A 26803-nucleotide genomic window follows, 5' to 3' on the forward strand; every position below is an offset into this window, starting at 1 on the left:
GTGAATGATTGAATGACAGAAAGAGCGATCATCGATTCCTAAACCCTATACCAAAACAAAGGAGAGCGAGCATGAAGACGTTGAGGAATGAAAGAGGTTTCACGTTGATAGAGTTGGTATTGATTATCGTAATCCTGGGCGTCCTTGCGGCGGTGGCGATGGTCCAATTCGGAAACGTCACGACCGATGCAAAAGACGCGGCCTTACAAGGGGCCTTTGGTGCGGCATCGGCCCAGTTGGCCATTGCCGTAAACACGGCCAAGGGGCTTCCCGCCGCAGCCAATGCCGCGAGTCCGGATTTCGGGACAGAGGTCTATGGTAAATTGCTGTATTCGACCGGAATTTCCAAGGCCAATATCGCGTGCGCCGCGAACAACTGCACGTTTGATTTGAGAACCAATGCCTGCGTCGTAGGAGTGGATCGGAAAATTACTGTTACTTATAACGGGCCCGCCAGCGCGACCCCCGGGCTTATCAACATTACTGCCGGACCGACAACCTGTTAGAGGGGTTTGGCGGTGGATCCCTGTTTGAGCCCTGAAGAAGAGGGATTTTCACCCGGGGATTAAATCTGACAGGGAGAGGGGATTCCCCTCTCCCTGCTTTTTCTTGAAGAAAGAGGAGCACCGCTTGCGTGCTGGGGGGGCTTGCTCCCTATGTTGCCCATTAAATACAGACCGGGGTCGGTTGGACCGATTCGCTCGTTGGCCGAGGCCGCAGATGATAAACGTCTGCGGCCTTTTGCATGAGGTGGTATATTTATTGAATGAAGACGCATCTCCAAGAAAAAATGGTGACCCTTCGAGATGAGCGCGGCTTTACCCTGATCGAGCTGGTGCTGACCATCATTATTGTCATCATCTTAAGTGTCGTCGTATCGCTCAGCCTTTCCAGTCTTTCGACCACAAGGCTCGATCAGGCCGTGAATAAGGTCGTGGGCGATCTGAGATATGCCCAGCAACTCGCCATCAGCACGCAGAGCCGTTATGGCATGACGGTCGACTCGACGGCGCAGTATACGATTTACCGGGATGCCTCCCCGAACCCGGATGTCCCCGTCGCAGATCCATCCAGCCTAGGACAGACGCTCGTGGTCAATTTTGACACGTACCGGCAGGGTCAGTTGAACGGCGTCCGGTTCGGGTCGGCGACACCGTTTTGCGGGGGGGCGGGGGGCGTCATGGAGTTTAACAGCCTCGGGGCGCCGACAGACACGGCCGGAACGGTCCTGGCATGCAATAGCAGCGTGGCCCTGAGCTATTCGGGGAACACCCACACGATTACAATTCAACAGAACACGGGCAACTTGACTTATTAACGATGATAAACTCCAAAGGGCTTACATTGATTGAGGTGATTCTAACCATCGTGATCCTCGCGGTCGCAATTCCGGGCGTGTTCTCCGCCGTTGATTTCATGACGGCCAGGCAGGTCAACACGATCGGGACGACGACCGCGGCCGATCTGGCGCAGGAAAGGATGGAGCAGATCGAAGGCGATCGGATGAACCCGGCGCGCGGTTTCGGCTATGTCACGGCCGGAAATTATCCGGCCGAGAATCCCGTGGCCGGATTTCCGAATTATAACCGAAGCGTGACGATCACCTGTTTCACGAACAGCACCCTGACGACGACGGCGCTCTGTCCGACCCATTACAAGAAGGTGGAGGTCACGGTCCAAGCGGTGGGCGTCGGAACGAACGTGCCGAGCGCCGTCCTGGTCACATTGGTCACGAACCATTAGGAGAGGGATGCGAAACGAGCGCGGCGTCACATTGATCGAAATGATTCTCTCGATCGTTCTGATCGGGATCGTGGGTGTCGTGGCGTCCAATGTCTTTTTCTACTCCACCGAAAGCGTCCTGACCGGGAACAATGTCCGTGAGGCGACCCAGGTGAACCGGATGGCGATGGACCGGATGGTTCGCGAGATCCGGAATGTGGCGGACAACACGAGCGTCCTTGCAGCCGGCGCCACGACATTCCAGTTCGTGGACACGAGCAACAACACGATCAGTTTTACCCTGGCGGGAAACAACCTCAACCGGGTGACTGCGACGACCGATCCATTGGCCGCAAACATTTCGGGTCTGACCTTCACCTATTTGGACAACACCGGGGCGACGATCGCGACCCCGGCCGTCGCCCCGGCCGCGACGGATATCTGGTGGGTCCAGATCGACCTCACGGTGGGCAGCGGCCCATCGGCGGTTCAGTTCCGCTCCCGCGTCCACCCGCGGAGTTTCTGATGAAGAAAGGGAGAAAACGTCTCATGAACGGTCCCCAGCGCGGCGCCAGCCTCATTATCGTTTTGGCGATGCTGGTGATCATTGCGATGATCGGCGCGGCATTGGTTTCACTCGTGGGCAATGAAAGCTTCACGGCCATGAATCAGTCGGCCGGTCTGTTGGCGTTCGGGATCGCGGACGGCGGATTGGAATTCGAGCAGTACAACCTGGCGCAGAACGTGGATTGGTACCGGAGCCTGTCGGATCCCATGCCGACCTCGGTCCGGACGCTGGGCACGGCTCCGAATTCGGGCAGCTTTACGGTACAGACCGATCTGCCGGGGACTCGGCTTCGGCACCGGATTCAAGATGGGGCTACAACGGCAAACATCTGCGTTTATACGACGAACCGGTTTCCAACGAGTGGAAATCTCATGATCGGGGATGACGGAATGGATCCCTTCGAGTATGTTCATTACACCGGCGTCGGCAACGCGGCCTGCGGCGCCCAATTCACCGGGATCACGCGTGACCAAACAATCGCTGGAGTTTCCGGAACGGCCGGTTCTCATGAACGGGGTGAGCTGGTTTATCCGGTTACGACCCTGGTGGGTGCCCTCGCGAATAACTGCACTTCCCTGGCCTCACTTCAAATTGCGGATAATTCCAAATTTCTGACGGCCGGGTCGCTTTCGATTCTTACCGATACGACTCCGGGTTCGATCGATTGGGAGCAGATCACTTACACCAGTTCGGTACGGGCCGGAGGAAGGATGACGTTGTACGGCGTCAAACGTTGCCAGGATGGGACTGCGTCGGCCGCCCAGGCGGCGGGAAACCCCATCACGCCAATTTTGGTGGACGATCCGCCGAATCCTCCGGATTACGAGGCCGAGATCCTCTCAGCGGGGACAACGGCCGTTGTGGTTGTGGGAAACGCAAACCGCGTGCTTCGGAAGACGGTCCGACGGTGACGAAAGCGGGTGCTCCGATGAAGACGAAATGGATCCCTTTCGCGATGACGATAATCCTCGTCGGGTTGTGGCAGACCGGGGCCGATGCCGCCTACCACTTCAGCTCGACGGAGATCGACCCGACGCCGGTTATTTTCACCATGAAAGATACCCCCGTGTCCGTCACGTTTCAGATTAAAAACACCAGCACCGGAGGGAACGTGAGCGAGCGGATCTATCAAGTCCGATTCCGCATCAACACCTACGGCACGGTCTTCTTGAATACAACGGCTGCCCCGGCGGGTTGGACGCGGACGGCCTTTTCCACCACGTCAATCACATTTCGGGCCAATACGGCGAACGATGCGATCGTCTGCGCCACGGGCGGATGCGCCGCCGGGCCGACGACCGCGGTGAATTTTACGCTGAATTTGACGGCGGGAAGTTCATCCCCGGACGTGACCCAGCATTTAAGGGACGTCCGGGCCTATTTCCAGAACGCGACGAGCCCGTGGCCGCCGACGAGGTCCGATTCGAGTGCAACGTTAAACAGCGGCGCCAGTATCGGATCTTGGACCCTTAAAGCGCTTCGCGTTACCGGGTTTCAGATCACGGATCTGAGCGGGGTTCCCATTTCGTCCATCACAGCCGGTACGAGCTTTAAACTCGTGATGACCGTGCGGAACGACTCCACGGCGACGCAGTCCACGATTACCACGAATCCCAATCCGCCGACGGCCGTAAAGACCGGGACGGTGACACAAGGTTTGACATCGACGGTGTACAGCCCCAACCCACTTACCTTGGCTGCGGGGGCCTCCGGGACAATAACGTTCACCTTCACTACCCAATCCTCAGATGCGGGAACGATCTATTTTACAGCCAATGCGAGAAACAGTGCCAACACGTCCACATCCATCACGGCCACATCGACCACGCTGTCGGTCGGCAAGTTCGTGGCCGCTCTCAATTTATCAGCAACCTGCGTCCTTTCCGGTCAGAATTTAACCGTGACGATGACGCTGACGGACAATTATACAAACAACATCATTAATGTCACGCCCACATTGACCCCCTCCGCCGGCGCGCCGATCACGTTGATCTCCGGCCCGACCCCCGCACCGCCCAACGGACCGGTGCCGGCCAACGGCGGGACGTTTGACTTTACCTGGGTCTATCAAATCACCGGTACTTATCCTCAACCGTCCTTTTTCTTCACCGGATCGGCCGCCGGGACCGAGCAGACCGGAGGCCCAGGAACGGCACGGACCACGCCCAGTGTGACGTCGAGTACGGTTACGTACGGAGGGTATTCGCCGACAGTGAGTCCGGCCACCGTCAACGCCAACAGCACCAATCAGGAGTTGAGCTGGGCGATCACGAACAACGGCTGCGCCGACGTCAAGCAGGTCCAGATCTCGGTCCCCGCAGGCTGGGGTCTGCCGGCCACGGAGACCTATTCGATGGTCGAGCAGTTTAATCCGCCCAATCCTGGGACGACCCCCATCGAGGATGTCTGGACGGTATCCGGCGCCAATCCCGTCAACTTCACCGCGACGATCTTACCTCCCAGCGCGAGCACGAATATCCTTCCCCTCGTCGCGGGCTCGGCCAAGGACGGCACCTTCAATCTGGCCTTTCCCACGACGCCCGCTTCGGCTGGAACCGCCACCTTCCAGATTACCATTACAGATACGAACAATATATCCGTCACCCGAACAACGGATGTCACCGTCAACGCGTTTAACACCGGAAGTCCGAATCCAAACTCGATTGGCACCGGCGCCACGCGGGAGGATTTTCCATGAGGCGCGGACCGAACGTTGAGACATGGCAATGCATGCACACATGACATAGGAGGGAATCATGGGCTGGATAATTTTTATGGGTCTGATCGCACTGGTCGTAGGCGGGTTGCTGATCGCTTCGCCGCAGGCGTTACTTAATATTAGCAACCAAATGAACCGGATGGTGACCCGGATAGACGAGCAGGTCATCAAGTATCGCTTTGGCTTCGGGGTCAGCCTGATACTGGCGGCGGTATTCCTCTTCTTTTATGCTTATCTTCTGGGCCGGCTACGATAAAGCGCCGGTTTCTGGAACCGAAAGGGTGGAAAAGGACGAAACAGGACCTGGGGTGCGCTTGACAGCCCCCCTTATTTTGGTACACTCAACCTTAGAAAAATAAATTTACAATTAGATTAATACCCGAGATTTATACATGGACCGCGGGAATAAGACAATGAAAACCGCCGAAATTCTAAAGAAAGTCGATATTCCCCGACACAAGCTCTACTACCTTGAACAAAAGGGATACATTACGCCCAAACGGGTTCCGATGGGCGATCTGGAGGCGCGTGAATATTCGGAAGAGGACACACTGAAGATCAAACTGATCTGGAAATATCTAAAACGGGGATTCAAGCACAAGATAGCCTATCAAAAGGCGATCGAGGAGTTGGATGGAAGCGGCGTCCCGGTCGGTGAGTCGTCTTGATGGATGGCATCAGGTGGAAACCATGACGGGATCTTTTCTGGCTTGGGTGAAACCGAAGCGGCATCTCCTGGGATTAGACATCGGCCGAAGCGCGATCAAGGTGGTCCAATTGGCCTCGACCCGGAAGGGTTTGGTTCTAAAGTACGCCGGGCTGACCGAGTTGCCTCCCCCAGACCGAACCGCTCAACCGGACCCGGTAGGGGACGCGCCTCTGGTTCTTCTCGATGTGCTTCAAAAAGGCCGGCTCAAACGACAGAAGATCGTGATCAACTTTGGCGGGCGAAACCCGATCATCCGATATATCTTGCTGCCGAAGATGCCCAAAGATGAATTGGCGGAGGCGGTTCGTTGGGAGGCCAAGAAACTGATCCCGTTTCCGATCGAGGAGGCCGTGCTGGATTATCTCGTGGTCGGAGAAACTCAGGAGCGCGATCTCAAACGGATCGAAGTATTGTTGGTCGCGGCCGAACGGACGGCCGTTATGAACCAACTCGGATCCCTCAAGCGGATCAATCTTCCCGTCACGGCGATGGACGTCAATCCCATGGCGCTCTTCAACACCGTCAAATTAAATTACAAATCGGATCTGGATGAAAACCTGGTCTTTGTGGATATCGGCGCCGAAAAGATGGACATCAGCATTTCGAAACGGGGTGTTTTGCGTTTCACTCGAAATGTTCAGCTCGGAGGGGAGGAAATTACCCGGGCGGTCGCGCAGGGGCTGGGGGTCGAACGCGAGGAGGCGGAGCAGCTGAAACGGCAAAAAGGGCTCTCCGGCGCAGGGTCGGGCGAAGGCGCAGCCGCCTCCACCGTGGATCGGGACGGCCGGCGGCTCGAGATCATCAAGGCCGAGGTGGACCGGATGGTCCTGGAAACGCAACGATCCATGGATTACTACCGGGCCCAGTTCCGCGAGGGCTCGGTCAAGAAGATCGTGCTGATGGGCGGAGCCGCGCTCATGCCGGGATTCCAGGAATACTTCGCGTCGTATTTTGACTCCCATGTGGAACTGGATGACCCGTTCGCCGAGATCCTCTGCGATGAAACGGCGTTCCGGGAGGTTCGGTTGATGTCCCCCCGATTCTCGACCGGCGTGGGCCTGGCCCTGAGGACAATGGATGGGTGAGAGAATTAAACATCTGAGCGTGAAGGATCCATGAAGTCGCATATCAATTTGATCGCGGCCGAGATTTTGCTGGGGGAGAAACCTTTTTCCTTCAAACAGAAGGCCGGTCCGATGGGCGTGGCCGCCGGCGTTTTTTTTCTGGGCGTTTTTTCCTTGGGCCTTCTTTGGAAAGAGAGCCTGCTCAAGAAAGACGTTCGGGACCTCACCGTTCAACGGGACAAAACCCAACTGGAATTGACCCGGCTCAACGAGGAGGTCGGTGGCTTGGCCAAGGAGACGCAGGCCGGCCAAGAAATCACGGCGCAGCAACTGGCGGCGATGAAGGACCTTCTGAAAAACCGCATCCTTTGGTCGAATGTCCTGCGGGAGACAAGCTATCTGGTGCCGGAGGGGGTCTGGCTGACGCGAATGGAAAGCACGGATCCGAAATCCGGCGGTCTTATGCCCGTTTCCGCAACCGAAAACGGGCTTCGCTTCGTCGGCGTGGCCCAATCGCAGGCCGCGATCAACCGTTTTATTTCGGCCCTGGAGCGGTCGCCCCATTACGGGTATGTTGCATTGGTTTATGCTGAAAAGGGAAGCGCCGGCGCCCAGGGGATGAATTTTGAGTTGACGGCAAATTTACATTAATTCGGGCAAACCATGACGTTGACCGGCACACTTGAAAAACTGGACTTTGGAAAACTCACGGTGCGGGAACGCGGTCTGGCGGTCCTGACCGTCGGCGCGGTTTTATTCATTTTCTTGAGTTATTTCTTGATCCCGACGGTCCGCAGCGCCAAAGAGTTGGCGGCGCAAAAAATTTCTCTCAAGGCCGAGATCGACCAGGGAATGGCGCAGATCCCCTTGCTCCGAGAACGGGCCGAAAAACTTCGTCAATCGGCGCAGGGCCAGGAGACCCACCCCGAGTTGGCGGGAAACGCGGGGGATCTCTTTCCGAAGGGGAGCCGGCTTTCGGCGCTGTTGGAGGAAATAACACGCTTGGCCCATCTGCGGCAGATCGAATTCGTCTCGATACGTCCGGATTCGGTCGAGGACAAGGGGGCCTATCTTCAGATGACGCTTCAAATCGACGTCCAGTCCCGCTTTCGCGAATTGGGAGACTATCTCCTGATGTTGGAAGACCTGCCGCGCGCGGTCGTCGTGAAAGAGATCAAAATCGAGGCGCAGCCCGACACGACCCCATCGGTATTGGCGCATTTGAAGACGATAACGTATTTAGGGAAAGAGTGAAGCGTGGGGAGTGAGGAGTAAGGGGTGAGGTGAAAAAGATGAACATGATGGGATCTTTGATCATTCTATTCCTGCTCCTAACCCCTTACTCCTTACTCCTTACCCCTGCTTCTCTTGGGGCCCAGCCGCATTCAGAGATCAGCACCCAACGGCTGGAACGTCAGGAGAAAGCCCTGCAGTGGGGCCGGGATCCGTTTGTGCTTCCCAGCCGATCGGGCGTTGCGGGATCGGAGACGGGGGAGTTCCATCTCAGCGCTATAATCTACCGGTCGGGAGGGGGGGTGGCGATCATCAACGACAAGATTCTGCGAACGGGTGATACGATTGAAGGAAACCAGATCACCGAGATCCTGGAGGATCGCGTGATATTGCAAGGACCCTCGGGGGAGAAGGAATTGCGGGTCAATAAATTTGTTTTGGGCCATTAGACCTGAGAGGAGGTCCCCATGGGGTTGGGGCGTCATAAAATAACGGTTCGGATGATTTGGATCCTGATCGTCATGGTTTGGATGATGAGCCATTCGATGGTCGCGGCGGCTCCAACCGGACCGGGGACGATCAATGTAATCAAGGAGTCAAGCGAGGGGGGCGAAACCATCTTTACCATGGAATTCCGGGATGCGGATCTGAAAGATGTCCTCCGGGCGTTGGGGCAGGAGGAGGGGCTCAACGTGATTATCAGGGATGATGTGGGTGGGCGGCTGACCTTAAGTTTCCAGCGGGTCACCGTGCGCGAAGCGTTTGCCGCCATCCTTAAGATCAACAACCTGGTCTCATTTCAGGATGGGACGATCGTGCGGGTGGTAAAGTCGCCCTTTGCGGAGGGCGTAAATAATATGACGACGGAGATCATTCCGGTAAACTTTGGCGATGCGAAAATAAACGCCGAGGCCATCAAGAATTTTTTAAGTCAACAGGGCAGCGTATCCGTCGATCTGCGGACCAATTCGCTGATTGTCCGTGATCTTCCGGATAACGTCGCTAAGATCGTGTCCATCATGAAAAGCCTCGATACCAAAACGCCGGAAGTGATGATCGAAGCGCGCATTGTGGAGGCCAGCACGAGTTTTGCGCGGGAACTCGGGATCCAATGGGGGGGCAAATTCACCAATCAGACGAACGGGGGAACCTATACCGCAACCGGAGGCATTACAAACCCAGGCGGTTCGAGTTCGACGCCGTCGCCGATGACCGGAGGTTTGGGATTGAGCGGCAACCCCTTTGTGGTCAATCTCCCGGCGGCCGTCACACTGGGGTCCGGCGGCGTGGGCGCGTTTTCCTTTGGAAACGTGTCCAACACCCGACAATTGGATCTTCAATTATCGGCCATGGAAACCTCCGGCAACGGCCGGATCCTATCCAATCCCCGCGTGTTGACCATGGATAATAAAGAGGCTATGATTGCAACCGGGACAGAGATCTTCGTTCAAAGCGTGGTGATTGCCGGGACGACCGTATCGACCTCATCCGGGGGCGGGTCGACGGGCGGGATAACCCCGGTCGGCGGCGGCAACGGCGTGGTTCAGATCGACGCAAAGTTGGAGCTGACCGTCAAGCCCCACATCACGCCGGACAACCAAGTCATCATGCATGTGAAAGCTGACAAGAAAGATCCCGATTTCACCCGGGAGGTCCAGGGCATCCCCCCCCTGGATACGCGGACGGCTGAGACGGATCTTATGGTCAAGGACGGGGAAACGATCGTCATCGGCGGAATCTATACTCGAAATGAATCGAAGGCCGTCTCGGGGGTTCCTTTCCTGGACCGCATCCCGATCATAGGATGGCTGTTCAGGCATGACAGCAAGAACGACATCCAAAATGAGCTCTTGATCTTCATCACACCCTCGATCTACAAACGGAGCTGAACCTTGCCGAAAGAGGTGGTCGTCATGATTACGACCCCAACATTGAAGGAAGCCCGGGCCATCGGGAAAAAACTGGTCGAGGAAAAACTGGCGGCCTGCGCCAATATCATCCCCCGGGTCGAATCGGTCTTCTTCTGGCAGGGTCGGATTCACCAAAAACGGGAAGCGTTGATGATTGTCAAGACCCGGCGGGCCGCCTTCGAGCGTCTCGTGAAACGCGTTAAATCTCTCCACCGTTATTCCGTTCCGGAGATTATTGCCCTGCCGATCAGTCGGGGTTCCAAGGAGTACCTCCGGTGGATCCGTGAAACCACACGGTAGCGGTCCGACCTTCCATGAAGCAAAAAAAGCGAACCACCCCCCCACTGGAGCGGTATTATCGGCGGCTGCTGAACGCTTACGGCCCCCAGCACTGGTGGCCCGCGGACAGTCGGTTTGAAATCATGATCGGGGCGATCCTGACCCAAAATACCGCTTGGAGAAATGTCGAACGGGCCGTGGCCAATTTAAAACGGGAGGGGCTCATGACGCCGCAGGCGCTCCGTAAGGTCTCCGTGAGGCGCTTGGCCGAGGCGATCCGTCCATCCGGTTACTTCAGGGTCAAGGCCGGTCGGGTAAAGGCGTTCGTGCGGTTCCTGATTCAACAATATGAGGGTGATTTATTACGCATGATGTCTGAGCAGTCCGGGGTCCTCCGTTCCCAATTGCTTTCCGTGAAAGGTATCGGGCCTGAAACCGCCGATTCGATTCTTCTGTACGCATTGGATGTGCCCATTTTTGTCATCGATGCCTACACGCGGCGGGTTTTAAACCGGCACCGCTTGACCCCTGCCAAGGTATCTTACGATCGCCTGCAACGATTCTTCATGGATCAACTTCAACCGCGGGTCGCTGTCTATAATGAGTACCATGCACTGCTGGTCAAGGTTGGTAAGGAGCATTGCAAACCAACGCCGGTTTGCCAGGAATGTCCTCTAAAGGTTTACCTGAATGGAAAACACCCCAAAATAGGGTAGTTTTTGATAAAATATGTCTATATATAGTATCTTAAGCCCTATAATGGTGCTTGCCGGAATCGGAATTTCTGCTATCTTAAATACATAAAGATGGTAGCAAAATGGAAAAAGGGGTACTATAATGAGCAAAAAATTCTTGACAAGCCTCTTAGTGTATGTTACCATCTGCCGGCATTTTTGTGAGGTTACTATATGAAAACATTGAAGGATTCGTACACTGTAATGATCATACCGACGCCCACCTCCAGGGCGTACAGATTCAGCCTTAGCAAGCAGGCCCTCAGGACCATCATAGGAAGCACGATAGTCTCGGCCATTCTTCTCGTGGTTTTTGTTATTCAGTATTTTTCCATGGTCCGTGATATGTGGGAATTGAAGTCGCTCCGGAAAGAAACAAAGGCCCAGAAGATCCAAATTCAGACCTTCGCTTCCAACATTACCGATCTGGAAAAACAGATGACGCGCATAAAGGATTTGGACACCAAGCTGCGGGTGATCGCGGATATCGGTCCGCCCCCTGAAAACGACCAGCTCAAGGGCATGGGTGGGCCGGAAGAGCCCGGGACGGATTCGGTGTCTGAAACCGGAAATGTTCAGCCGGAGGACCTCCGTAAAATGGACCAGGACCTCAGCCGGCTCAGGTCGGATGCGGCGGTTCAGGAATTGAGCTTCGCGGAACTGACCGAGGCCATGAAAGACCGACGTTCCTTGTGGGCCTCCACCCCGTCTATCTGGCCCGTCCGAGGCTGGTTGACTTCGGGATTTGGAAACCGGATCTCTCCGTTCACCGGAAGCGTCGCGATGCACAACGGGATCGATTTGGCTGCCCGCCGCGATACGCCGGTCATGGCGTCGGCGGCCGCGGTGGTCAGTTATGAAGGATTCGACAGCGGTCTGGGCAAGATGGTCAAGCTCAATCACGGGTACGGCATGCAGACGGTCTACGGACACCTGTCCAAGGTCAATGTCCGGATCGGGCAAAAAATCAAGCGGGGGGACGTGATCGGTTTTGTCGGCAATACCGGATTGTCGACCGGTCCCCATCTTCATTATGAAGTCTTGGTCAATAGTGTCCCGGTTAATCCCTTGAGGTACATCCTTAATTAGCCCATTTCCATTGAATAAAATCATTTTGGCGGGGAGCAGGTGGACTATTGCATGGCCCGCTTGCTCGATTATCAATCGCGGTTCCGGTCTGGGTTCCGGAGCGCGTTGTAGGGAGGGGTCAGCGTAATGAGTAAAGGAAAGGTGAAGTGGTTCAACGAGAAGAAAGGGTACGGGTTTATCGAACAAGAAGGCGGCGGAGACGTCTTCGTCCATTTCTCGGCGATTCAGGGAGATGGATTTAAAACATTGACCGAGGGTCAGGAGGTGGAGTTCGATGTCGTGGAAGGAAAAAAAGGTCCGCAGGCATCGAATGTGACCAAGGCGCAATAACCAACCAAACGAATGATGATGTATGAAAACCCCGACAAGGCGTCCGCTTTGTCGGGGTTTTTTATCCCCGTCGTCTTTTTGCGTTCTTTTTTCGTGTTGTGGTAGTATAATAGAATCGTTTTTTAACGGACTTCATGATGTTGGGACTACTGATCCGAAAAGTCATAGGAACGAAGAACGACCGGGAGCTGAAACGACTGGCTCCGAAGGTGGAGCAAATTTCCGCCTTCGAACCGGCCGTCGCATCCTTGGACGATCAGCAACTGCGGTCGAAAACGGAAGCGTTCCGGTCCCGTTTGGCGGCCGGCGAGTCGCTGGAGGATCTCCTCCCGGAGGCCTTCGCCGTGGTGAGGGAAACATCGAAACGCCGTTTGGGGATGCGGCATTTCGACGTGCAACTCCTGGGCGGAATCGTTCTGCACGAGGGCAAGATCTCCGAGATGAAAACGGGCGAGGGCAAGACGCTCGTGGCCACGCTCCCGCTGTATCTGAACGCGCTGCCGGGGCTCGGAGCCCATCTGGTGACGGTAAACGACTACCTGGCCAAACGCGATGCCCAGTGGATGGGTCCGATCTACCATGCCCTGGGATTATCGGTGGGGGTGATTCAGCACGAGGCCGCCTTTCGTTTCGACCCGTCCTACCAGGCGGCCGACCGCCGCCTCCAATACCTGCGGCCGGTGAGTCGACCCGAGGCCTACCAATCCGATATCACCTACGGGACCAACAACGAGTTCGGATTCGACTATCTCCGGGACAACATGACGGTCGACTTGAATCAGGGCGTTCAACGGGAGCTTCACTATGCCATTGTGGATGAGGTCGACAGCATCCTGATCGATGAGGCCCGGACGCCGCTGATCATCTCCGGCCCGACCGAAGAGTCCACCGACAAATACTATCGGATCAATCAAATCATACCGTCCCTGAAGGAAACCGAGGATTATACCGTAGAGGAAAAAACCAAAACGGTGACCCTGACGGAGGAAGGCAACGCAAAGGTCGAGCGGCTTTTGGGGGTTTCGAATCTGTACGACCTGTCGAACATCGATCTGGTGCATCACGTCATTCAAGGCCTGAAGGCCCACACGCTTTTCAAGCGGGACGTGGACTACGTCGTCAAGGACGGCGAGGTTATGATCGTCGATGAATTCACCGGCCGGCTGATGCCGGGCCGCCGCTGGAGCGACGGGCTGCACCAGGCGGTCGAGGCGAAGGAAGGGGTGAAGATCGCCAACGAAAACCAGACGCTGGCCTCGATTACCTTCCAAAACTACTTCCGGCTGTACAAAAAACTGGGCGGGATGACGGGTACGGCCGATACCGAGGCGGCGGAGTTTGCAAAAATCTACAATCTCGACGTGATGGTGATCCCGCCCAACCGGAACATGATCCGGAAGGATTTTGCCGACGTCGTGTACCGGACCGAACGCGAAAAATTCAATGCGATCGTCGAAGAAGTGGGCGAACTCCATCAAAACGGTCAGCCGGTTCTCGTGGGCACGATCTCCATCGAAAAATCCGAACGGTTGAGCGGGCTCCTCAAGCGCCAGGGCATCAAGCACTCCGTCTTGAACGCCAAATACCATGAAAAGGAGGCCGAGATCATCGCGCAGGCCGGGAGCAAAGGGGCCGTGACGATCGCGACCAACATGGCCGGGCGCGGCACGGACATTCTCCTGGGAGGGAACCCTGATTTTCTCTTCAAACGGCATCTCATCCAGCAACCCGAGATGCCCCCGGACGAGCAGGCCCGGCTTTTTGAGCGGATCAAAAAGGAATGCGAGGCCGAAAAAGCGGATGTGGTCACGCTGGGCGGGCTTCACATCCTGGGCACCGAGCGCCATGAGAGCCGCCGGATCGACAACCAGTTGCGGGGACGGGCCGGCCGGCAGGGGGATCCGGGATCGTCGCGCTTTTACCTTTCCCTGGAAGACGATCTCATGCGGATTTTCGGCTCGGAGCGGATTTCGGGCCTGATGCAACGGCTCGGCATGGAGGAAGGGATCCCGATCGAGCACCGCATGGTCACCCGCGCCATCGAGAACGCCCAGAAGAAGGTGGAGGCGCATAATTTCGATATCCGGAAGCAGCTGCTCGAATACGACGACGTGATGAACAAACAGCGCGAGGTGATCTACGAACAACGGCGGCGGATCCTTCGCGGTGAAAATCTGACCGATCTGTTTCTGGGCATGATCGATGACCGTTTGGACGAGATCCTGGAACTGTACTGTCCGGAAGGGGTTTATCCCGAGGAATGGGATCTCAAAGGGCTCAACGAAGCGCTCGCCCGCCAGTTTGCGATGAATCCCGAGTCCGAATCGGAGATGAAAGACCTGGGACGAACGGCCCTGCGCGAGCATCTCATCCAGAAAATTGACGAGGCTTACAAAAATAAAGAGGCCGAATTGGGCGAGCCGTTGATGCGGCAGCTGGAAAAGATGGTGACGCTTCGGGTGATCGACACCCAATGGAAGGATCATCTCCTCGCGATGGATTACCTGAAGGAGGGAATCGGCCTGCGCGGTTACGGGCAGAAGGACCCCTTGGTGGAATACAAACGGGAAGGGTTCGGGATGTTCTCGGCCTTGATGGACCGCCTCAAGACCGATGCGGTGGAACATCTCTTCAAGATCCAGGTGGTCAAGGATCAGCCCGCGCCGGCGGCCCGGCCGGCGGCGCTACCCCAACCGCCCCGCCTTCAGTTCAGCCGGGGCGATGCCGCGGCCCAGCCCAAAACGGTGCAGCGGGAGGTTCAGAAGGTCGGCCGGAACGACCCCTGCCCCTGTGGAAGCGGAAAGAAATATAAAAAATGCCACGGACAATGATCGGGAGCCCATGCTGAAGATCGCCGGCATCCAGATGCGATGCTCCAAGGACCCCGACTCTAATCTCCGAAAAGCCATCGAGATGATCGCCCTGGCCGCGGAACGGGGGGCCGGAATCATCTCCACACAACAGCTTTTCAACCTGCCCTGGTTTGCCTTCGAGAGCCGGGAGGATCATTTTCGGTGGGCCGAGCCCATCGACGGGCCGACCGTTTCAGCCCTTCGGGCGGAAGCCCGGAAACACGCCGTGGTGTTGATCGGAACTTTTTTCGAAAAAGACGGGGATGCCCACTACAACACGTCGGCCGTGATCGAGAAAGACGGGACCTTGGTCGGCCGTTACCGAAAGGTGCATCTTCCCCAGATCCCGTTGTGGGAGGAGAAGTATTATTTCAAGGCGGGGGATCTCGGATTCCCGGTCTTTGAAACCTCCCTAGCGCGGATCGGCATTCAGATCTGCTGGGACAATTTTTTCCCGGAGGGCAGCCGGATCATGGCCCTGCAGGGCGCGCAGATCCTCTTCGCCCCCACGGCGGCCGCCTTCGCTTCCCAGTCCCGCTGGGAGAAGATGATCTGCGCCAACGCCATCGCGAACAACGTCTTCATTCTTCGGATCAACCGCGCCGGCCAGGAGGAACGGCAAACGTTCTACGGTCGGAGTTTCTGCGTCAATCCCTTCGGAGAACTGATCGCCTCGCCCGCCGGGGAAAACGACGCCGTCGTGTTTTCGGAAGTTAACCTGAACGAGGTTCAGGAAACGCGAGACATCTGGACCTTTTTCCGGGACCGTCGGCCCGAACTCTACGGGGAACTCGCACAACCATGAAGACGCTGGACCTTCTCAATCGTTACCGGACCGAGAACGGCCGTCTGCGCAGCGCCCTCGCCCAACGCTCCAAGGAACTGTCCTTCTTCATCAACAGCGGGAAGGCCCTGACCTCCACGTTGGAATTCAACAAGATCCTCCGGGTCATCATGGAAAGGGCGCAGCGGCTGATCAAGTGCGACGCCTGGTCGTTGCTGCTCTTGGATGAGGAGGTTCAGGAGCTCCGTTTTGTCGCGGCCAAGGGGACCAAGGGCGTCAACAAGGTTCGCTTAAAAGTGGGCCAGGGCATCGCCGGTTGGGTCGCCAAGACCGGCCAGCCCTTGATCATCCGGGATATCCGGAAGGACCGGCGCTTCAGCCGTGCCGCGGACCGCATCACCCGGTTCAAGACCCGCTCCGTTCTGTGCGTGCCGATCGTCAACAAAAAGCGGACGATCGGCGTCCTGGAAATGATCAACAAACAGAACCGAAAACCCTTCGATGAAACCGACCAGGATCTCCTCCGGAAACTCGTGGATCAGGCCGCGATCGCGCTGGAGCGGGCCAGCCTCTATGAGCGCATGTCGAATCTGGCGATCACGGACGACCTGACCAAGCTTTATAATTTCCGTTACCTGGACCAAATCCTCGACCGCGAAATCAATCGCTGCCGGCGCTACGGGTCCATTCTCTCGCTCATCTTTTTCGACATGGACTACTTCAAACACGTGAACGATGTCCATGGGCATCTCATGGGCAGCAAGGTCCTGGTGGAGGTGGCGCGTATCCTGGTTGAAAACCTCAGGGACGTGGACATCATCTCGCGCTACGGCGGCGACGAATTCGTCGTGGTCCTTCCGGAAACCGATGTCGAGACGGCCGCCCGGATCACCCACCGCTTGCACAAAAGCCTGAAGGCTCACGAGTTCTTGAAGGACGAAGGATTGCAGATCAATATGTCGGCCAGCTTCGGGATCGCGGGGTATCCGGAGCATGCGATGACGAAGCGGGATCTTGTCCGGATGGCCGACCAGGCGATGTATCTGGCCAAGAACAGCGGGCGCGACCAGGTTTGCATCGCCGAGAAGCGCGCCGCGCGGACCCGGGCCCGCGCCCACTAATTGAAGCACCCCGCCTTCACGGGGAGGGGTTGCGCTCGCCGTGCGGATTGAGGCTTAGCGGATCGTCTTTCAATTCTCCGGGCAACGCGTCCCCCTGGCCCGCCGAGATCAAGCGCTCCCCGAACCGATCCAGACGGATCGAGGCCTCCTCATACCGGCCCTTGGCGTTGGTGAGGTGCGTGCCGATCACCTCGAATTCCTTCCGGAACCGCTCGAAGTCCCCCCGCAGACGTTCCAGGTGGCTGATGATGATCTGGGCGCTCTTCTCGATCTGAAGCCCCTTGAGGCCCATCACGATCGCCTGGAGATACGCGTACAGACTGTTGGGCGAGACGGGGATCACCTTGCGTTCGAGGGCGTAGGCCGACAGGCTCTTTTCGTCGCCGAGGTTTTCATCCTTGATGATGGTTTCATAGTAGACATTCTCGGCCGGGATGTACATCAGCGCGAAGGGAAAGGTTCCCTCGTCCGGCAGGATGTATTTGTCGGCGATGGCGTCGGCGTGTTTCTTGACGTCCGCGTTGAATTTTTTTCGGGCGGCCTTCCGCTCCTCGTCGTTTTTGGATTCGACCACCCGCCGGAAATTCTCCAGCGGAAACTTCGAATCCACCGGCACCAGGAATTGGCCCAGCCGGATCACCGCGTCCACCGCCTCGCCGCTTTTGAAGCGGTGTTGAAGCGTGAAATGGTTGGGCGGGAGGATCTGGGCCAGGAGGTCTCCCAAGAAAAGCTCGCCCAGAATCCCGCGGAGTTTCGGGGCCCGGAGAATTTCCTGCAGGCTGGCGATGTCCTTCCCGACATCGAACACCTGCTGGGTGGCCTTCGAAAGCTCGCCCAGGTTCTGTTTCACCTCGCCCACCACCCGGGCGGCGTTGTCGAGGCGCGTCCCAATCTGTCCCGTCGCGTTCTGGAGCTGCTGGACCATCGCGGCGAGCTGCTGGTTGACCTGCTGCGTGACGGAGGAGAGCTGCTGGTTGAGGGCGGTTGTGTTCCCCGCGATCGTTTCGGTGATCTGCTGCCGCAGCGCGTCCACCTGCTGCTGCATCACCAGCATCCCGGTGTCCGGCGGCTTGTTTTTGCCCTGCAGCAGGACGACGATCAACAGCCCGATGACGGCGACGATCCCGATGACGAGAACAATTTCCATGCGCCCGATTCTATCCGCGCGGGTCCGAGAAGTCAACCCGCGTGCGTTCCGTCGAAAATTCGGAGGACCGGCGATTCTATCGGGGTGGATCTTCGTGGGGCGGGTTCGTTCTTTCCCGGACGGCCTTCGCGTGGACGATCGTGGTCCTCGTGTTGTAAATCCCCAGGATGGAGAAATAACGCTCGTCGACCCGGATGTCGTACAGATGGCGAACGTCGTATCGCTTCTGGGCATCCGCAATGGCCGCGCGGATGCTTCGATCCTCCATATCGACCGAAAAACCGGACATGGGCCCGAGGCCGATGAACAATCCGACCGGGATGAAAAACCCCGTCATCCTGCTTGAGCCTTCGACCTCGATCACCTCGTCCTCCTGAATCAGCGGAATGAGATCCCGACGGGTCATCGAGGGATAAGCGTAAGGGGCGTCGTAGTCCTGATAAATGGGAAACCCCCGCGGAAGCTCCGCACGGTCCATCATGCTGCCAATGGCTCCATCGCCGTGCGGTCCGACGGCCCGCGCCGGATAGGAACAGAATAAGATGAAAAGAATCAGGACGATCGTGCGGATCACGGGAGCCGTACCCTCCTGCGTTTAATGCGCCGCCTTGGCGGTGACGATGATGGTTCGGCTGATATACAAGCCGAGAACGTTGAACACCCTCTGGTCGGTTTTTACATCATAAACCTCCTTGACCTCGACCCCGGCCTTCCGCTTCGCATCCTCCAGGGCCGCATCGAGCCCCGCGTCTCCCCACGAGATCATTCCGAAGAGCAGGGCATGGGCGGTGGATTGACCCACGATCTCTTGATTATCCAAGGTCAGGTCTTTCACGTCCAGGCGGGTGTTGGAAATCCAGGCCAGGGGCATCGTGGTATTGGCATAAATGCAGCCGGCCAGACCTGCCGTAAGCACCGCCAGGGCGGCGGTTCTCCAAATCACGTTGACGGATTTCGTCGACATCGATTTGCCCTCCGTTTATCCGTAGAATAATACTTTAAATATAAAATATACCACGTTTATAAATCAAAAAACCCGTTTCGGGCAACTCTTTTGGTTGAACCGGGAGAAATTCCCGGACCGGCCTCTTTGACTTTCTATCGATAACTGACTAAAATGATATCGATTGAAAGGGAGGCGCGGATGATCTGGTATCGCTCGCTCATGGACCCTGCGGCTTACCCGCATCCCGTCCGGGAGATCCGGCATCTGGCGACGCATATCTCGGACGTCTTCCTGACCGGGCCGTTTGCCTACAAGATCAAAAAACCGGTCGATTTGAAATTCCTCGATTTCTCTACACTGGAAAAACGGCGCTATTATTGCGAGCGGGAAGTGGCCTTGAACCGCCGCTTGGCGCCGGAGATCTACCTGGGGGTGGTGCCGATCACGCGGGACGGCGAGCGTTTCCGCGTCGATGGGAAAGGGGAGCCGGTGGAGTACGCCGTGAAGATGGTCCAGTTCGCCCAGGAAGGACTCCTGGATGCGATGGCCGAGCGGGACGAACTGTCGCGCGGGACGATCGTGGAACTGGCCTCCCGGATCGCCCGCTTTCACCGGTCCGCCGAGCGCGCCGACGACGTATTCGGGACACCGGAGGCGGTCGGGGAGAATGTGCTCCGGAACTTCGAGCAGACGGCGAAATTCCAGGAGAGCGTCGTGCCACCGAAGCGATTTTCGAGGCTCCGGGAGTATTCGGAACATTTTCTGACCCAGAAAGCGCTCCTGTTCCGTGAGCGGATCAAGCGCGGCGCGATCCGCGTCTGTCACGGCGACCTGCACCTTCAGAATATCTGCCTCGATGGGGGCCGCTTGATCGTCTTCGATTGCATCGAGTTCAACGACGCCCTGAATCATATCGACGTCGTCAACGAGATCGCTTTCTTGTTGATGGATCTGGACCATCGCGGCCTTTCGGCGCCGGGCGGTCGCTTCCTCAACGCCTATCTGGAGCAAACCCAGGACTACCAGGGACTGTCGATGCTGGATTTCTATCTCGTCTACCGGGCCTGCGTGAGGGCGAAGGTGGCCTGCATTCTTATCGAGGACCCCGATATCACCGAGGTGGAAAAGGCCATGGCCCGGGAGCGCGCCTCGTCCTACTTCGAGCTGGCCGAGCGTTATCTGGCCGACCGCCGCCCCGGTCTGATTTTAATGGCGGGGGTGAGCGGAACGGGAAAGAGCACCGTCGCGTGGGAAGTCGCGGAGTCGTTGGAGGGGGTCGTGATTCGTTCGGATGCCGTGCGCAAATCGCTGGCCGGGGCGGGTCCGGAGGCGCGAAGCGCGACGGATTACGGCCGCGGCATCTACACGTCCGAGATGACCGAACGAACCTATGACGGCCTTCTGGAACGGGCCGAATACGTGATCGCGAGCGGGCGCTGGGCCGTTCTCGACGCCACATATGCCCGGATGCGGCACCGATCGGTCGTAAGTTCGTGGGCCAAAAAAAAGACCCTGCCTTTCGTGATCCTCCATTGCACCGCGCCCCCCGCCGTTCTTGAAGCCCGTCTGGCGCAAAGGACGGCCGAGGGGACGGACGTTTCGGATGCCGATGCCGGGATCATGCGGCGGCAACTCTCGGCGTTCGAGCCCTTCGGTCCGGAGGAGGCGGGGTCCGTGGTCGCGGTGGATACGGAAAAGCCGTGGAACGGGAAGGAGATCGTGGCCGTATGCCGGACGAGGGCCGAGCCCCACTGATTCATAAAATCCAGGAGGAGATCCGACAAAAAGGGCGGATGACCTTCGCCCGGTTCATGGAGCGGGCGCTGTATGATCCGGAAGAAGGTTATTATACCTCATCGGGAGAGCGCATCGGGCTCGGCGGGGATTATTACACCAGCCCCGAGGTGCATCCGATCTTCGGCCGCCTGCTGGCCAAGCAGATCCGGCAGATGGAAACGCTCCTACCGGGGCCGGGGCCTTTTACGATCCTGGAGATGGGGGCCGGAAAGGGGCTGCTCGCCAGGGACATCCTGGCCGGATTGAAGACGGATGCGCCGGAGGATTTTAGGCGGTTTCGTTACGCCGTGATCGAGCGCAGCCCGGCGATGGCCGCCCGGCAGAAAGCGCTGCTGGCCTTCTCCGATTTGGCGTCGCCGGTCCGCTGGTATTCGGATATCGAGGAGGTCCAGGCCGGGGGTTCCCTCGTCGGGTGCGTCCTTTCCAACGAACTTGTGGACGCCTTCCCGGTCCATCGGGTCGTTGCGACCAAAGACGGGCTGGATGAAATTTATGTCGATGTCGACGGGGACCGCTTCGTTGAGACGAGAGAGGTTCCCTCGACGCCGGATCTGGAGGCCTATTTCAAGCGGCTGAAAATCCGCTTGGCCGAGGGCCAGCGGGCCGAGGTGAATCTGGAAGCGGCCCGGTGGATTCGTGAAGTCGGAAAGGCCTTGGACCTGGGTTTTGTGATCACGATCGATTACGGCTACCCGGCCTCGGAACTGTTCGCGCCGCACCGGAAAAAGGGGAGCCTTCTCTGCTATTACCGTCATACCGTCAACGACGATCCCTACGCCCGGATCGGCGAGCAGGATATCACGGCCCATGTTGATTTCACCGGGCTGGCCCGGGCCGGCGCCGAGGCCGGGCTGTCCGTGACCGGGTTTACGAATCAGCTCAATTTTCTGATGAGCCTCGGGATCGCCCGGGAGATGGAACGGTTCGATCCGGAGAGTCCCGAGATGCTGTCCGTAAAACGCCTGCTGGCGCGGGAGAGCATGGGCGGGGTGTTCAAGGTCCTCATCCAGCACAAGGGGCTCACCCCTCCCCCGCTGGAGGGATTGACCTTCCGCCCGTATTTTAACGATGTACTGGCCGGGTGATGGATTTGATTAAACTGCGGGGAGATTATGGCGACGGACGAGAACCAAAATAACCCGGAAAACCAGGAGGCCAGGGAGACGCCTAAAAAGGCCGCGGACAAGCGCAAATATTTGCGTTACCCCATAATCATTCTCAAGGTGACCAGCGGGGGGCAAAAGCAGCATTTGTTCGGATACGCAAAGAACATCAGCCGCGGGGGACTTTTTATTCAATCGGTCAATCCCCGCGAGCCCGGGGAGCGCTTCATCATCTCCTTCCATATTCCCGATACCGAGATTCAGGTCCGTTGCAAGTGCGAGGTGGTCTGGATGCGAAAATACCATCCCAAGGATAAATTGGAGCCCGGTTACGGCATCCGCTTTCTCGACCTGCCGCCGGGCGCGGGAAATGCGATCGAAGACTGGATCAAGAAGCGGCTCTGATTTGTAAGGGCTCGCGCCGCCGCTTATCTTATCTGGGGGCCCGTGCGGGCTTCGCGTCCTCCGATGCCCCCAGACCCCGCGCTCGGACAGGCCAAGCCTGATCCTCGCTTAATCCACCGGCCAAGCCGGATGGAGCCTCTCCCTCCCAGCCTGTCCGGCAGGCAGGTCGCTCGCTTTGCTCGCTGGAATCGTTTTACAGCGGGATTAAATCGGATAAGAGCTTGCAGCCGGTCCGATCAAAGCGGCCGCTTCGTGTGCGAAGAATCCGCAGGGCGATGGACGGAAGGCCGAGCGCCCGCCCGAGTTCGTGGGCGATGGATCGAACGTAGGTCCCCGACCCGACCGTCATCCGGATCGCGGCGACCGAGAAGCGGCCGTTGGGATGACCGGCCAGCGCGGTTTGCCACCGTTCCTTGATTCTGTCCTGGCGGAAGTCGCCCTCGACCGAGCCGACATTCTTCATGATCAACCCTTCAAGATCCCTTTTTGTAATCTCGCTCCGCCTCACCAACCCGGCCTCGAAAACCTCGATCTCCCGCACCGGCAGGCCGACCTCATGAATCCGGCCCTCCCTCGCCCACCAGAACAGCGGTTTCCCCCGGATGACCGCGGACGAAAAGGGCGGAAGTTCCTGTTCTTTTTTCCCGACCCACCGGGCGAGGAGATCGTTTAACTTATTCTCCGGAAAATTTTCCGGTTCATAGGCGGCGGCATCGGTAACGAGTCCGAGTTGGTCGTAGGAATCGGTCGAAAACCCGAACAGAAGATCGAATTCGTATTCCTTATCGACGGCCTGAAGTTCGGCCTGCCTTCTCTTGGCCACCGGCCCGACGAGGAGCACGAGAACTCCCTCGGCCATGGGATCGAGACTGCCCGTGTGCGTAACGACCGTGCCGAGCTTCTCGCTCAGACGAATCGCCACTTGATGGCTTGTGATCCCGATCGGCTTATAAACGGCGAATATTTCGTCCGGCATGGAAAAGACCCTACAACAAGTATACGGGGCTGTCAATGATAACCGAAGCCTTTAGTTGTGCCTGAGTTATGAGACCTGTTAGAATAGCGGTAGAAAGAAGAGGGAGGGGAATGAAGGACGAAGCCCATCGGCATTCCAAAAGTGAAGAGGATCCGGTCGGGACGGGAACGACGCCGAGCGTGACGGACCCCGTCTGCGGGATGGACATCGCACCGTCGGATGCGGCCGGGGCGTATCCCTATAACGGCCGGACGTATTATTTCTGCAACGAATCCTGCCTCGAACGGTTCCGCGAAGATCCTCGACGCTATCTGGAGCCGTCGACAGCCGAACCCCGGCCCGATGCGGCGGCAGGCAGCGACTACGTGTGCCCGATGGATCCGGAAGTCCGTCAACCGGAGCCCGGCGCCTGTCCGAAATGCGGGATGGCGCTCGAGCCGGAAACCGTGGCGGCACCGGCGACGCGCATGGAATACGTCTGCCCCATGCATCCCGAAGTGGTCCAGGATCATCCGGGCGCCTGTCCGATCTGCGGGATGGTCCTCGAGCCCCGGACGGTCACGGTCGAGGAGGTCAATCCGGAGCTGATCGATATGTCGCGCCGGTTTTGGATCGGCCTGGGCCTGACCGTGCCGCTGCTTCTCTTGGCGATGTCGGAACTCATCCCGGGTGACATGGAAATGGAGGCCGTCCCGTCGCGGATTCTGGGTTGGATCGAATTGGCGCTCGCGACGCCGGTCGTGCTCTGGGCCGGTTGGCCGTTCTTCGAGCGAGGGTGGCGGTCGATCGTGAACCGGAGCCTGAACATGTTCACGCTGATCGCGATCGGGACCGGAACGGCCTACCTCTACAGCGTTGTCGCGACGCTCTTCCCGGACTTTTTTCCGCCATCCTTTCGCCTTGCAAACGGGCAGGTCGGAGTCTACTTCGAAGCGGCCGCCGTGATCACGGTCCTGGTCCTTCTGGGTCAGGTCCTGGAGCTTCGCGCGCGATCCAGAACCAGCGCCGCGATCCGTTCTCTCCTGAATCTTGCACCGAAGACCGCGCGGCGCTTTCGCGAGGACGGAACGGAGGAGGATGTATCGCTCGATCTCGTGAAGCCCGGCGACCGGCTGCGGGTCCGGCCGGGCGAGGGGATCCCCGTGGACGGGGTCGTCATCGAAGGAAGCAGCTCCGTCGACGAAGCGATGATCACGGGGGAGCCGATTCCGGTCGAGAAGGGGCCGGGAAACCTCGTCACGGGCGGGACGATCAACGGCACCGGCGGATTCGTCATGCGCGCGGAACGGGTCGGCGGCGACACGCTTCTGGCCCGTATCGTACGGATGGTGAGCGAGGCCCAGCGCTCCCGCGCGCCGATCCAGCGGCTGGCCGATACCGTCTCGGGTTACTTTGTCCCCATCGTCGTCCTGACGGCCGTGGTCACCTTCATGGTCTGGGCCCTGGTCGGCCCCGAGCCGAGGATGGTCTATGCGCTGGTGAACGCCGTCGCCGTGTTGATCATCGCCTGTCCCTGCGCGCTGGGTCTGGCCACGCCGATGTCGATCATGGTCGGGACCGGGCGGGGCGCGACGGCGGGCGTGCTGTTCAAGAACGCCGAGGCGCTGGAGCTTCTGGAAAAGGTGGACACCCTCGTGCTGGACAAGACCGGCACCCTGACCGAGGGCCGGCCGCGGCTCGATACGGTCCTGGCGCTTTCGGGTCACGACGAGAACGAGGTCTTGAGACTCGCGGCCGGGCTTGAGCGGGGCAGCGAGCATCCCTTGGCGGCGGCCATCGTGGCCGGAGCGAAGGAGAAAAACCTTCCGCTCGAGTCGCCGCAGGATTTCCGGTCGATCACGGGAAAAGGCGTGGTCGGGAAGATCGGCGGCCGTGGCGTCGCGCTCGGCAACCGCGCGCTCTTTGACGAGCTGGGGGTCAGGCCCGGCGATCTGGCCGAACGGTGCGAACCCTTCCGAGAGGAAGGCCAGACCGTGGTCTGGCTTGCGGTGGAAGGGCGGCCGGCCGGTCTGATCGGTGTTTCGGACCCGGTCAAAGCGTCGACGCCCGAAGCGATCGCAACCTTGAAAAGCTATGGCATACGGACCGTGATGCTGACCGGGGACAACCGGACCACGGCCGAGGCGGTGGCACGGAAGCTGGGACTGGACGAGGCGCTGGCCGAGGTGCTCCCGGATCAGAAGGCCGACACGATCAAACGTCTTCAGGCCTCCGGCCGGGTCGTCGCGATGGCCGGGGACGGGATCAACGATGCGCCGGCGTTGGCGCAGGCGCAGGTCGGAATCGCGATGGGCACCGGCACGGACGTCGCCATCGAGAGCGCCGGCGTGACGCTGGTCAAGGGCGATCTTCGCGGGATCGTTCGCGCGATCCGGCTCTCCCGAGGCACGATGGGCAACATCCGCCAGAACCTTTTTTTCGCGTTCATCTATAACAGCCTGGGCGTCCCAGTCGCGGCCGGCGTTTTGTACCCGGCCTTCGGCCTGCTCCTAAGCCCGATGATCGCCGCGGCCGCGATGAGCTTCAGCTCGGTCTCGGTCATCACCAACGCCCTCCGCCTCCGGCGCTTGTCGCTCTGATCGTTTGCGACGTTTGAGAACCGCAGACGAAATATCCTTGACAATAATTATCATATAAGATATCTTTAACGTAATGACGATCGGATGAAAGCGGCCGGCTCTTATATAGTCCGTGAGTATCTTACGGCAAGCGGGAGGAGCCCCTTTCGAGACTGGCTGGACCGTCTGGATGTTCCCGTGAAGGCCCGCATCCAGGCCCGGATTCTGCGATTTGAATCTGGAAATTTGGGCGATTGCAAACCCATCGGCGAAGGGGTACGGGAAGCTCGGTTGGATTTCGGCCCGGGATTCCGGATTTATTTCGGGATGGAGGGGCTGAATTTGCTTTTGCTTCTCTGTGGGGGCACAAAGAGCACCCAAAGTCGGGACATCGATCAGGCCAGAAAATTTTGGTCGGAATATTTAGAGCGAGGGAGACATGGCAAGACGCGCGAAAGATTGGAATGAAGGCCTGGCGAAAGATCTCCGTGATCCTAAATTCGTCAAGGAGTTCATACAAGCGGCTTTGGAAGAGGGTTTGCCGATACAGGTTGTGCTCGGCAAAGTCATTCGTGCGTACGGGATAAAGGAATTTTCGAGAAAGACAAAGATTCCCGGTCCCAATATCGTCCGGGCGATCGATCCAAGACACAATCCGACGCAAGAAACGCTCAATCGTTTGCTTCGGCCGTTCGGATTGAAACTTTCGGTCAGCCTGATCGATAAAAAAGCGAAGTCCGCGGCGTGAACTAAAGAC

Annotated in this window: 30 protein-coding genes; 26 read left to right on the forward strand and 4 right to left on the reverse strand. The window is 58.1% G+C overall.

Annotated elements, in window-relative coordinates:
- The first annotated feature begins 71 nt into the window (after nucleotides 1-71).
- The 20 genes from VMN77_11225 to VMN77_11320 all read left to right on the forward strand — a co-directional run bounded on the left by VMN77_11225 (nucleotide 72) and on the right by VMN77_11320 (nucleotide 17114).
- Nucleotides 72-506, forward strand: coding sequence for a type II secretion system protein (locus tag VMN77_11225; protein HTN44354.1), 435 nt, complete (start codon nucleotides 72-74; stop codon nucleotides 504-506).
- Nucleotides 507-766: 260 nt separating this feature from the next.
- Nucleotides 767-1318, forward strand: coding sequence for a prepilin-type N-terminal cleavage/methylation domain-containing protein (locus VMN77_11230; protein HTN44355.1), 552 nt, complete (start codon nucleotides 767-769; stop codon nucleotides 1316-1318).
- Between the two features lie 2 nt (nucleotides 1319-1320).
- Nucleotides 1321-1743, forward strand: coding sequence for a prepilin-type N-terminal cleavage/methylation domain-containing protein (locus VMN77_11235; GenBank protein ID HTN44356.1), 423 nt, complete (start codon nucleotides 1321-1323; stop codon nucleotides 1741-1743).
- Between the two features lie 7 nt (nucleotides 1744-1750).
- Nucleotides 1751-2248 (forward strand): type II secretion system protein, encoded by a 498-nt coding sequence (locus VMN77_11240; protein HTN44357.1) that lies wholly within the window; start codon nucleotides 1751-1753, stop codon nucleotides 2246-2248.
- Complete coding sequence (locus tag VMN77_11245) at nucleotides 2248-3201, forward strand: hypothetical protein (GenBank protein ID HTN44358.1); 954 nt, start codon at nucleotides 2248-2250, stop codon at nucleotides 3199-3201. Before VMN77_11240 ends, VMN77_11245 begins: the two co-directional genes overlap by 1 nt.
- 17 nt (nucleotides 3202-3218) lie before the next feature.
- Complete coding sequence (locus VMN77_11250) at nucleotides 3219-4988, forward strand: hypothetical protein (protein HTN44359.1); 1770 nt, start codon at nucleotides 3219-3221, stop codon at nucleotides 4986-4988.
- A gap of 58 nt (nucleotides 4989-5046) precedes the next feature.
- Entirely contained in the window at nucleotides 5047-5265 is a 219-nt protein-coding gene (locus tag VMN77_11255) for a hypothetical protein (protein HTN44360.1), read from the forward strand.
- Nucleotides 5266-5422: 157 nt separating this feature from the next.
- Nucleotides 5423-5677: a MerR family transcriptional regulator gene (locus VMN77_11260; GenBank protein ID HTN44361.1), complete on the forward strand. Its 255-nt coding sequence runs from the start codon at nucleotides 5423-5425 to the stop codon at nucleotides 5675-5677.
- Entirely contained in the window at nucleotides 5643-6803 is a 1161-nt protein-coding gene (pilM, locus tag VMN77_11265) for a type IV pilus assembly protein PilM (GenBank protein HTN44362.1), read from the forward strand. Before VMN77_11260 ends, pilM begins: the two co-directional genes overlap by 35 nt.
- 30 nt (nucleotides 6804-6833) lie before the next feature.
- Nucleotides 6834-7433 (forward strand): PilN domain-containing protein, encoded by a 600-nt coding sequence (locus VMN77_11270; GenBank protein HTN44363.1) that lies wholly within the window; start codon nucleotides 6834-6836, stop codon nucleotides 7431-7433.
- A 12-nt stretch (nucleotides 7434-7445) separates the two neighbouring features.
- Complete coding sequence (gene pilO / locus VMN77_11275) at nucleotides 7446-8036, forward strand: type 4a pilus biogenesis protein PilO (GenBank protein HTN44364.1); 591 nt, start codon at nucleotides 7446-7448, stop codon at nucleotides 8034-8036.
- A gap of 29 nt (nucleotides 8037-8065) precedes the next feature.
- Nucleotides 8066-8464: a hypothetical protein gene (locus tag VMN77_11280; GenBank protein ID HTN44365.1), complete on the forward strand. Its 399-nt coding sequence runs from the start codon at nucleotides 8066-8068 to the stop codon at nucleotides 8462-8464.
- 18 nt (nucleotides 8465-8482) lie between these two features.
- Nucleotides 8483-9904, forward strand: coding sequence for a type IV pilus secretin PilQ (pilQ, locus tag VMN77_11285; GenBank protein HTN44366.1), 1422 nt, complete (start codon nucleotides 8483-8485; stop codon nucleotides 9902-9904).
- Nucleotides 9905-9907: 3 nt separating this feature from the next.
- On the forward strand, nucleotides 9908-10225 hold the full coding sequence (gene cutA / locus VMN77_11290; protein HTN44367.1) for a divalent-cation tolerance protein CutA: 318 nt from the start codon (nucleotides 9908-9910) through the stop codon (nucleotides 10223-10225).
- Between the two features lie 14 nt (nucleotides 10226-10239).
- On the forward strand, nucleotides 10240-10920 hold the full coding sequence (locus VMN77_11295) for an endonuclease III domain-containing protein (protein HTN44368.1): 681 nt from the start codon (nucleotides 10240-10242) through the stop codon (nucleotides 10918-10920).
- Between the two features lie 192 nt (nucleotides 10921-11112).
- Complete coding sequence (locus VMN77_11300) at nucleotides 11113-12027, forward strand: M23 family metallopeptidase (protein ID HTN44369.1); 915 nt, start codon at nucleotides 11113-11115, stop codon at nucleotides 12025-12027.
- A gap of 126 nt (nucleotides 12028-12153) precedes the next feature.
- Complete coding sequence (locus VMN77_11305) at nucleotides 12154-12357, forward strand: cold-shock protein (protein ID HTN44370.1); 204 nt, start codon at nucleotides 12154-12156, stop codon at nucleotides 12355-12357.
- A gap of 137 nt (nucleotides 12358-12494) precedes the next feature.
- Nucleotides 12495-15188, forward strand: a complete 2694-nt coding sequence (gene secA / locus VMN77_11310; GenBank protein ID HTN44371.1) for a preprotein translocase subunit SecA — start codon at nucleotides 12495-12497, stop codon at nucleotides 15186-15188.
- A 10-nt stretch (nucleotides 15189-15198) separates the two neighbouring features.
- On the forward strand, nucleotides 15199-16014 hold the full coding sequence (locus VMN77_11315; protein ID HTN44372.1) for a nitrilase-related carbon-nitrogen hydrolase: 816 nt from the start codon (nucleotides 15199-15201) through the stop codon (nucleotides 16012-16014).
- Nucleotides 16011-17114: a sensor domain-containing diguanylate cyclase gene (locus VMN77_11320; protein HTN44373.1), complete on the forward strand. Its 1104-nt coding sequence runs from the start codon at nucleotides 16011-16013 to the stop codon at nucleotides 17112-17114. The genes VMN77_11315 and VMN77_11320 overlap by 4 nt, the downstream gene beginning before the upstream one ends.
- Nucleotides 17115-17130: 16 nt before the next feature.
- Here VMN77_11320 and VMN77_11325 read toward each other — a convergent pair whose 3' ends face one another.
- The 3 genes from VMN77_11325 to VMN77_11335 form a co-directional block, all read right to left on the reverse strand.
- Nucleotides 17131-18261 (reverse strand): DNA recombination protein RmuC, encoded by a 1131-nt coding sequence (locus tag VMN77_11325; protein HTN44374.1) that lies wholly within the window; start codon nucleotides 18259-18261, stop codon nucleotides 17131-17133.
- Nucleotides 18262-18337: 76 nt separating this feature from the next.
- On the reverse strand, nucleotides 18338-18835 hold the full coding sequence (locus VMN77_11330) for a hypothetical protein (protein HTN44375.1): 498 nt from the start codon (nucleotides 18833-18835) through the stop codon (nucleotides 18338-18340).
- 21 nt (nucleotides 18836-18856) lie between these two features.
- Nucleotides 18857-19225, reverse strand: a complete 369-nt coding sequence (locus VMN77_11335) for a TRL domain-containing protein (protein ID HTN44376.1) — start codon at nucleotides 19223-19225, stop codon at nucleotides 18857-18859.
- A 180-nt stretch (nucleotides 19226-19405) separates the two neighbouring features.
- Between VMN77_11335 and VMN77_11340 the strand changes: the two genes are divergently transcribed.
- The 3 genes from VMN77_11340 to VMN77_11350 are packed head-to-tail and all read left to right on the forward strand — an operon-like array spanning nucleotide 19406 to nucleotide 22512.
- Nucleotides 19406-20962 (forward strand): AAA family ATPase, encoded by a 1557-nt coding sequence (locus tag VMN77_11340; protein HTN44377.1) that lies wholly within the window; start codon nucleotides 19406-19408, stop codon nucleotides 20960-20962.
- A complete protein-coding gene (locus VMN77_11345) occupies nucleotides 20935-22089 on the forward strand; it encodes an SAM-dependent methyltransferase (GenBank protein HTN44378.1) in 1155 nt (384 codons plus the stop codon). Before VMN77_11340 ends, VMN77_11345 begins: the two co-directional genes overlap by 28 nt.
- A 27-nt stretch (nucleotides 22090-22116) precedes the next feature.
- Nucleotides 22117-22512 (forward strand): PilZ domain-containing protein, encoded by a 396-nt coding sequence (locus tag VMN77_11350; protein HTN44379.1) that lies wholly within the window; start codon nucleotides 22117-22119, stop codon nucleotides 22510-22512.
- Between the two features lie 193 nt (nucleotides 22513-22705).
- Here VMN77_11350 and VMN77_11355 read toward each other — a convergent pair whose 3' ends face one another.
- A complete protein-coding gene (locus tag VMN77_11355) occupies nucleotides 22706-23488 on the reverse strand; it encodes a hypothetical protein (GenBank protein HTN44380.1) in 783 nt (260 codons plus the stop codon).
- A gap of 110 nt (nucleotides 23489-23598) precedes the next feature.
- Here VMN77_11355 and VMN77_11360 point away from each other — a divergent pair, with 110 nt between their 5' ends.
- From VMN77_11360 to VMN77_11370, 3 genes are all read left to right on the forward strand, one after another.
- Nucleotides 23599-26067 (forward strand): heavy metal translocating P-type ATPase, encoded by a 2469-nt coding sequence (locus VMN77_11360; GenBank protein HTN44381.1) that lies wholly within the window; start codon nucleotides 23599-23601, stop codon nucleotides 26065-26067.
- Between the two features lie 84 nt (nucleotides 26068-26151).
- Nucleotides 26152-26514, forward strand: a complete 363-nt coding sequence (locus VMN77_11365; protein ID HTN44382.1) for a type II toxin-antitoxin system RelE/ParE family toxin — start codon at nucleotides 26152-26154, stop codon at nucleotides 26512-26514.
- Nucleotides 26486-26794, forward strand: coding sequence for a hypothetical protein (locus VMN77_11370; protein ID HTN44383.1), 309 nt, complete (start codon nucleotides 26486-26488; stop codon nucleotides 26792-26794). The genes VMN77_11365 and VMN77_11370 overlap by 29 nt, the downstream gene beginning before the upstream one ends.
- The last annotated feature ends 9 nt before the right edge of the window (nucleotides 26795-26803 follow it).

Source organism: Nitrospiria bacterium, from assembly GCA_035498035.1.
Taxonomy (GTDB): domain Bacteria; phylum Nitrospirota; class Nitrospiria; order JACQBZ01; family JACQBZ01; genus JACQBZ01.